This is a genomic window from Prosthecobacter sp. (assembly GCF_014879935.1).
GTDB lineage: Bacteria > Verrucomicrobiota > Verrucomicrobiia > Verrucomicrobiales > Verrucomicrobiaceae > Prosthecobacter.
Genome location: NZ_JACSRD010000037.1, coordinates 1 through 6,123, shown reverse-complemented (window position 1 = coordinate 6,123; position 6,123 = coordinate 1). Strand labels below are relative to the sequence as shown.

3 protein-coding genes are annotated in these 6,123 nt (G+C 59.3%); all 3 read left to right on the top strand.

Going from position 1 to position 6,123, the window contains the following annotated elements; translation table 11 throughout:
• Window positions 1-264: 264 nt before the first annotated feature.
• The 3 genes from IAE77_RS00620 to IAE77_RS00610 all read left to right on the top strand — a co-directional run bounded on the left by IAE77_RS00620 (window position 265) and on the right by IAE77_RS00610 (window position 5,947).
• Window positions 265-492: a hypothetical protein gene (locus tag IAE77_RS00620; protein WP_294219716.1), complete on the top strand. Its 228-nt coding sequence runs from the start codon at window positions 265-267 to the stop codon at window positions 490-492.
• A gap of 344 nt (window positions 493-836) precedes the next feature.
• A complete protein-coding gene (locus tag IAE77_RS00615; RefSeq protein WP_294219715.1) occupies window positions 837-2,450 on the top strand; it encodes a DEAD/DEAH box helicase family protein in 1,614 nt (537 codons plus the stop codon).
• On the top strand, window positions 2,447-5,947 hold the full coding sequence (locus IAE77_RS00610) for a type ISP restriction/modification enzyme (protein WP_294219714.1): 3,501 nt from the start codon (window positions 2,447-2,449) through the stop codon (window positions 5,945-5,947). Before IAE77_RS00615 ends, IAE77_RS00610 begins: the two co-directional genes overlap by 4 nt.
• Window positions 5,948-6,123 lie beyond the last annotated feature (176 nt).

Here is a 6,123-nt window from a genome sequence, read left to right as displayed (position 1 = left end):
CGTTCGGAGCCGTGTTTCATGATCAGATACAGGGTTGGTGGTGTTGAGGTTGGGCTACAATTGTAGCTCTGGGTAAAAATCCTCCCCGTTTCGCCGCCGAAAAGGAAGCCTTTTTCACCGAATATTCCAAAAATCCCGGCCCCCGCCGCAGCGGCCGTGCGAGGCCGTGATTCCCGCCACCGCGAGGACGCCTGCCGCGCACGGGCCAGGCAGGCCCACCATCTGCACAACGGATTAAACGAAATTTCACATGACAATCCACCCGTGCTCATCGTCACATGCAAAATGCATGACCTCGACGCCCGCACCATCCGCGACGCCATCCAGTCGCCCTACGGCCAGCCGTGCATCGACAGCTTCTTTGCCACGTTGCGCGAAGTAAAGCAGCTCACGGTCAAGATGGCGGACGGCAGCGTCATCACCGTGAGCACCCTCGCCGAAGGCCGCGCCCTCCTCACCTTCCTCGGCTGGACCCCGCCGCCCGAGGGGTGAGGCAAAGGCGAAGGGCGGGGAGAGGCGGTTCGGACGACCGACTCCAAGCCGCCTGACTCCTCCACTTCGGGCCTGGGGCGTGTCACGACCGCGCGAAGATCGAAGGAGCGCGGGCCTCCGAGCCCGCAGCATTCCGCCAGCAGGCCAGGCGGACAATCCGCCCCGTAGCGCCGCAAGCACTCAGACAAGCCAGGGCTTCGGCAGCGCCGCATCACGCGCGCCGACGACCCGCTGCGGACTCGGAGGTCCGCGCTCCTTGGCACCTTGCCCGCCTGCCCCCCCGCTGAACTTTGTTCACTCCCCGGTCTTGCCATTCCGAGGGGAAGCCGCTTCCATCGGCGCGCATGTCCGACACGCCTCTCCAGAAGATCCTCGCCCAATACCGTGCCGCCTCCCAGACCGAGCGGGAAAAAGGCAGCTACTTCGAGGAACTCATCCGCACCTACTTCCGCTACGAGGCCAGCTATGCCGACCTCTATTCCGACGTGTGGCTCTTCGCGGATTGGGCCAAGGAAATCGGCACGCCGGAGTTCGGCATCAGCGCGAAGGACACCGGCATCGACCTCGTCGCCAGGACACGCGGCACCGAGGAATACCACGCCATCCAGTGCAAATGCTTCGCCCCCGACTACAGCGTCAAGAAAGCGGACATCGACAGCTTCTTCACCGCCTCGGGGAAGAAATGCTTCACGCAGCGGCTCATCGTCACCACGACGAACAACTGGAGCCTGAATGCCGAGGCCGCGCTGTTTGATCAGCATCCACCGGTTCACAAGATCGACCTCCACGACCTGGAGAACTCGCAGATTGATTGGGCCAAATACCAGCCCAGCAAGCCCCCGGCGCTCAAGCCCAAAAAGCAGCTCCGCCCGCATCAAACCAGCGCCAAGACCAAAGTCGGCCTCGGATTCCAGAACGCCGACCGTGGCAAGCTCATCATGGCCTGCGGCACCGGCAAGACCTTTACCTCGCTGAAGATCGCCGAGGAGATCGCCGGGAAAAACAAAGTGGTCCTCTTCCTCGTGCCCTCGTTGAACCTCCTCTCCCAGACCCTCACCGAGTGGACGCAGGAAAGCGGCCTGCCGCTGCACAGCTTCGCCGTCTGCTCCGATGCCGAGGTCGGCAAAAAGCGGGACAAGAGCGACGAAGACATTGTCGAGACCTTCGCCCACGAGCTGCGCTACCCCGCCACCACCGATGCGAAGCGGCTCGCCTTCGAGGTCACGAAGCGGCACGACGCCCAGCACATGAGCGTCATCTTCAGCACCTATCACTCGCTGGATGTCATCAGCCGGGCGCAGAAGAAGTTCGGCCTGCCGGAGATCGACCTCATCATCTGCGACGAGGCCCACCGCACCACCGGAGCCACCTTCTCCGACAGCGACGACAAGGAGAGCAACTTCGTCCGCGTCCACGACAACGCCTTCATCCAGGCCGCCAAACGCCTCTACATGACCGCCACCCCGCGCATCTACGCGGACAGCGCCAAGGCCCAGGCTGAGAAGGAAAACATCGCCATCTGCTCCATGGATGACGAGGCGCTGTATGGGAAGCAGTTCCACGTCATCACCTTCTCCGAGGCCGTCGAGCAAAAGCTCCTCACCGATTACAAGGTGCTCGTCCTCACCATCAGCGAAGACCACGTCAGCCAGCGCATCCAGGGCCTGCTCAAGGACGACAACAACCAGCTCAAAGTGGACGACGCCGCCCGCATCATCGGCTGCTGGAAAGCCCTCAGCAAACAAGGCCTCACCCACGACCTCGCGCACGATCCGCAGCCCATGAAGCGCGCAGTCGCCTTCTGTCAGGTCATCGAGCGCCACGCCGGGGCCAAGGTCCACAAAGTCTCCTCCAAACAGATCGCCGGCATTTCAAAGCCGTCGTCGATGCCTACCAAGAGAAGGAAGAAAGCGACAACGACCTCCTCTGCGAGGCCGCGCATGTCGATGGCACCATGAATGCCACCGAGAAGGAGGAAAAGCTCGAATGGCTTCGTGCCGAGCCACCGCCGAACACCTGCCGCATCCTTTCCAATGTCCGCTGCCTCAGTGAAGGCGTGGACGTGCCCGCGCTGGATGCCGTGCTCTTCCTCACCCCGCGGAATTCGCAGGTCGATGTGGTTCAATCCGTGGGCCGCGTCATGCGCATCGCACCGGGGAAGCAGCTCGGTTACGTCATCCTCCCTGTCGTCATCCCTTCCGGCATGGAGCCGCACGAGGCGCTGAACGATAACAAGGTCTATAAAGTCGTCTGGGATGTCCTCCAGGCCCTCCGCTCCCACGATGACCGCTTTGATGCCTTCGTGAACAAGCTCGACCTTATCGGGCGCGATCCGCGCAAGATGGAAGTCATCGCCATCACCGACAAGATCGCCAAGAAGAGCAAGAAGACGCCCGCCTCACCCGGCAAGGAAGCCAAAGGCGGCAACACCATCGGCCAGCCCGTCACCGGCGGCGGCGATGGCATGGTGCAGGGCACCCTCAAGTTTGAAGTCGGCGAACTCGAACGCGCCCTCAATGCAAAGCTCGTCAAAAAATGCGGCAGCCGCACCCACTGGGAAGATTGGGCCAATGACATCGCCAAGATCGCCCAGACCCACATCAGCCGCATCACCGCCATCATCGGCGACAAATCGAACAAGAAGGAAGTCGCCGCCTTCAACGCTTTCGCCAACGAGCTGCGGGACGACCTCAACGACAGCATCACCGATCAGGAAGTCATTGAGATGCTGGCCCAGCACCTCATCACCAAACCCGTCTTTGACGCCTTGTTTAAGGACTACTCCTTCGCCAGCCACAACCCCGTCTCCCAGGCCATGCAGGGCGTGCTCGATGTGCTGCAGGAGCACCGCCTTGAAAAGGAGGCCGACACGCTGGAGAAGTTCTATGCCAGCGTCGCCCGCCGGGCCGAAGGCATTGATAACGCCGAAGGGAAGCAGAAGATCGTCGTCGAGCTTTACGACAAGTTCTTCCGCAACGCCTTCCCGAAGATGACCGTGCGCCTCGGCATCGTCTATACCCCCGTCGAGGTCGTGGACTTCATCATCCACAGCATCAATGACCTTCTCCAGAGCGAGTTCGGCCAAACCCTCGGCAGCAAGGGCGTTCATATTATCGACCCCTTCACCGGCACCGGCACCTTCGTCACCCGCCTGCTCCAGAGCGGCCTCATCAAGCCGGAGGAACTGCCGTATAAATACAAGCACGAGATCCACGCCAATGAGATCGTCCTGCTCGCCTACTACATCGCCGCCATCAACATCGAGGCGGTCTATCACAGCCTGCTTGGTAAAGTGGCTTCGGCTTCAGCCGAATCATCAGCCCCAAAGGGGCGACCCACCAAAGCCGCCACCCCAGATGCGGCTAAAGCCGCAGCCACTTTGCCCGCCGCCTACACCCCCTTCCAAGGCATCTGCCTCACCGACACTTTCCAGATGTATGAAAAGGACGATCTGGTGAGCGACCTCATGGAGCACAACTCCGCCCGCCGGAAGCGCCAGAAGAAACTCGACATCCGAGTCATCATGGGCAACCCGCCGTATTCAATCGGGCAGACAAGGCAGAATGATAACAACAAGAATGTCGAGTATCCGCATTTGGATGGTCGCATTTCTGAGACGTATGCCAGCCACTCGGATGCCACCAATTCAAAGGGCCTCTATGATAGTTACATCCGCGCTATTCGCTGGGCGAGCGACCGAGTCGGGAAGAGTGGTGTGATTGGTTTTGTTACCAATGCTGGATGGGTTGACGCCAACACTGCGGATGGAATGCGAAAGTGTTTAGCAGAAGAGTTCAGCAGCATTTATGTTTTTCACCTTCGAGGCAACCAGCGCACTTCAGGTGAACTGTCCCGAAAAGAAGGCGGGAAAGTGTTTGGAAGCGGCAGCCGTGCCCCTGTGGGCATCACCTTCCTTGTAAAGAATCCAAATGCCGCTAAACAGGGTCTAATTCGATTCCACGACATTGGCGATTATCTCACGACAGAAGAGAAGCTTTCCAAAGTGAAGGATTTCACGAGTGTTTCAGGCATCGGTTCGATAAATGGCTGGCGGGTTATTACGCCTGATGCTCACAACGATTGGCTTCGCCAACGGGACACCTCTTTTGAGGGCTTCATGGTCATCGGAGACAAAGCTGCTCCAAACAACTCCTTGTTCGACTCATTCTCTTTGGGTGTTGTCACTAACCGCGATGCATGGTGCTACAATGACTCCGCCCAAGTCACGGAAGCCAACATCCGAAGGATTATTGCCTCTTATAATGATGAGCTGAAGCGGTTCAATGCTGCTCACAGTGGTTTGGCGAAGAAGCAGCGTGAAGAAATGATCGATGGCTTTATCAACAACGATCCGACCAAGATTAAATGGACTCGGGGATTGAAACAACTCTTCGCCAAAGGCCGGGAATTGGCATTTCAGCCTGAATGTGTCTCCAAAGCGCACTACAGGCCGTTCAACAAGCGGTGGCTCTATTTCAACCGCCAGCTCAACGAGATGGTTTTGAAGATGCCGAGTCTCTTCCCGCCTCAAATCGCGGAGAATCGTGCGATTTGTCTTTCATCCGTTGGGAGCCGCCAAGGATTCTCCCTGCTCATCACTGATTGTGTGCCCGATTTGTCGATGGTGGCAGGCAATGGCGCAGGCCAATGCTTCCCTCTCTACCTCTACGAGAAAGCCACCGACGACGAGGACACGGACGAAGGCAGCCTATTTGCCCGAAGCAAAACCGCCGCGAAGGACGCCGACACCCACACCCGGCGCGACGGCATCAGCGACGCGGGCCTGGCGCATTTCCAAGCGGCCTATCCCACCAAGGGCGAGGGCGACACAATCACCAAAGAAGACCTCTTCTACTACATCTACGGCCTGCTGCACTCCCCCGACTACCGCAGCCGCTACGCCGACAACCTCGGCAAGGAACTCCCCCGCATCCCCGCCGTGAAGCGCTTCGCCGATTTCCAAGCCTTCTCCCAAGCCGGCCGCGACCTCGCCCACTGGCACCTCAACTACGAGACCGTGGAGTGCTACAAGGGCGTGAAGATCGAAGGTGATGCGGGCACTCCTGCCCGCAAAGGCGGCACCGATCAGCGGGCAGGATCGCCCGCCTCACTCTACCGCGTGGAGAAGATGAAATTCGCCAAAACCCGCGACCCCGAGACCAACAAGTCCATCAACGACAAGACCACCGTCCTCTACAACGCCCACATCACGATCCGCGACATCCCCGAAGAAGCCTACGCCTACATCGTCAACGGCAAACCCGCCCTCGAATGGGTCATGGAACGCCAGTCCGTCACCACCGACAAAGACAGCGGCATCACCAACGACGCCAACCTCTGGGCCACCGAAACGATGAACAACCCCAAGTATCCCCTCGAACTCTTCCTCCGCGTCATCACCGTGAGCCTGGAGACGATGAAGATCGTCAACGGGTTGCCGAAATTGGATATTTAAACTTCACACCTCCACCGCCTTCCATCCGCCATGGCTGACACCCCTGAAATTCCTGAATCCGACCTGTGGGAACTCGATGCCGCCTTCAATGCGATGGAGGATGAGGTGGCGCTGAACCGGAGGGTCTTTGAAGCGACGGAAAAGGCGCTCGGGGAGATCGCACGGAGGTTTTATCC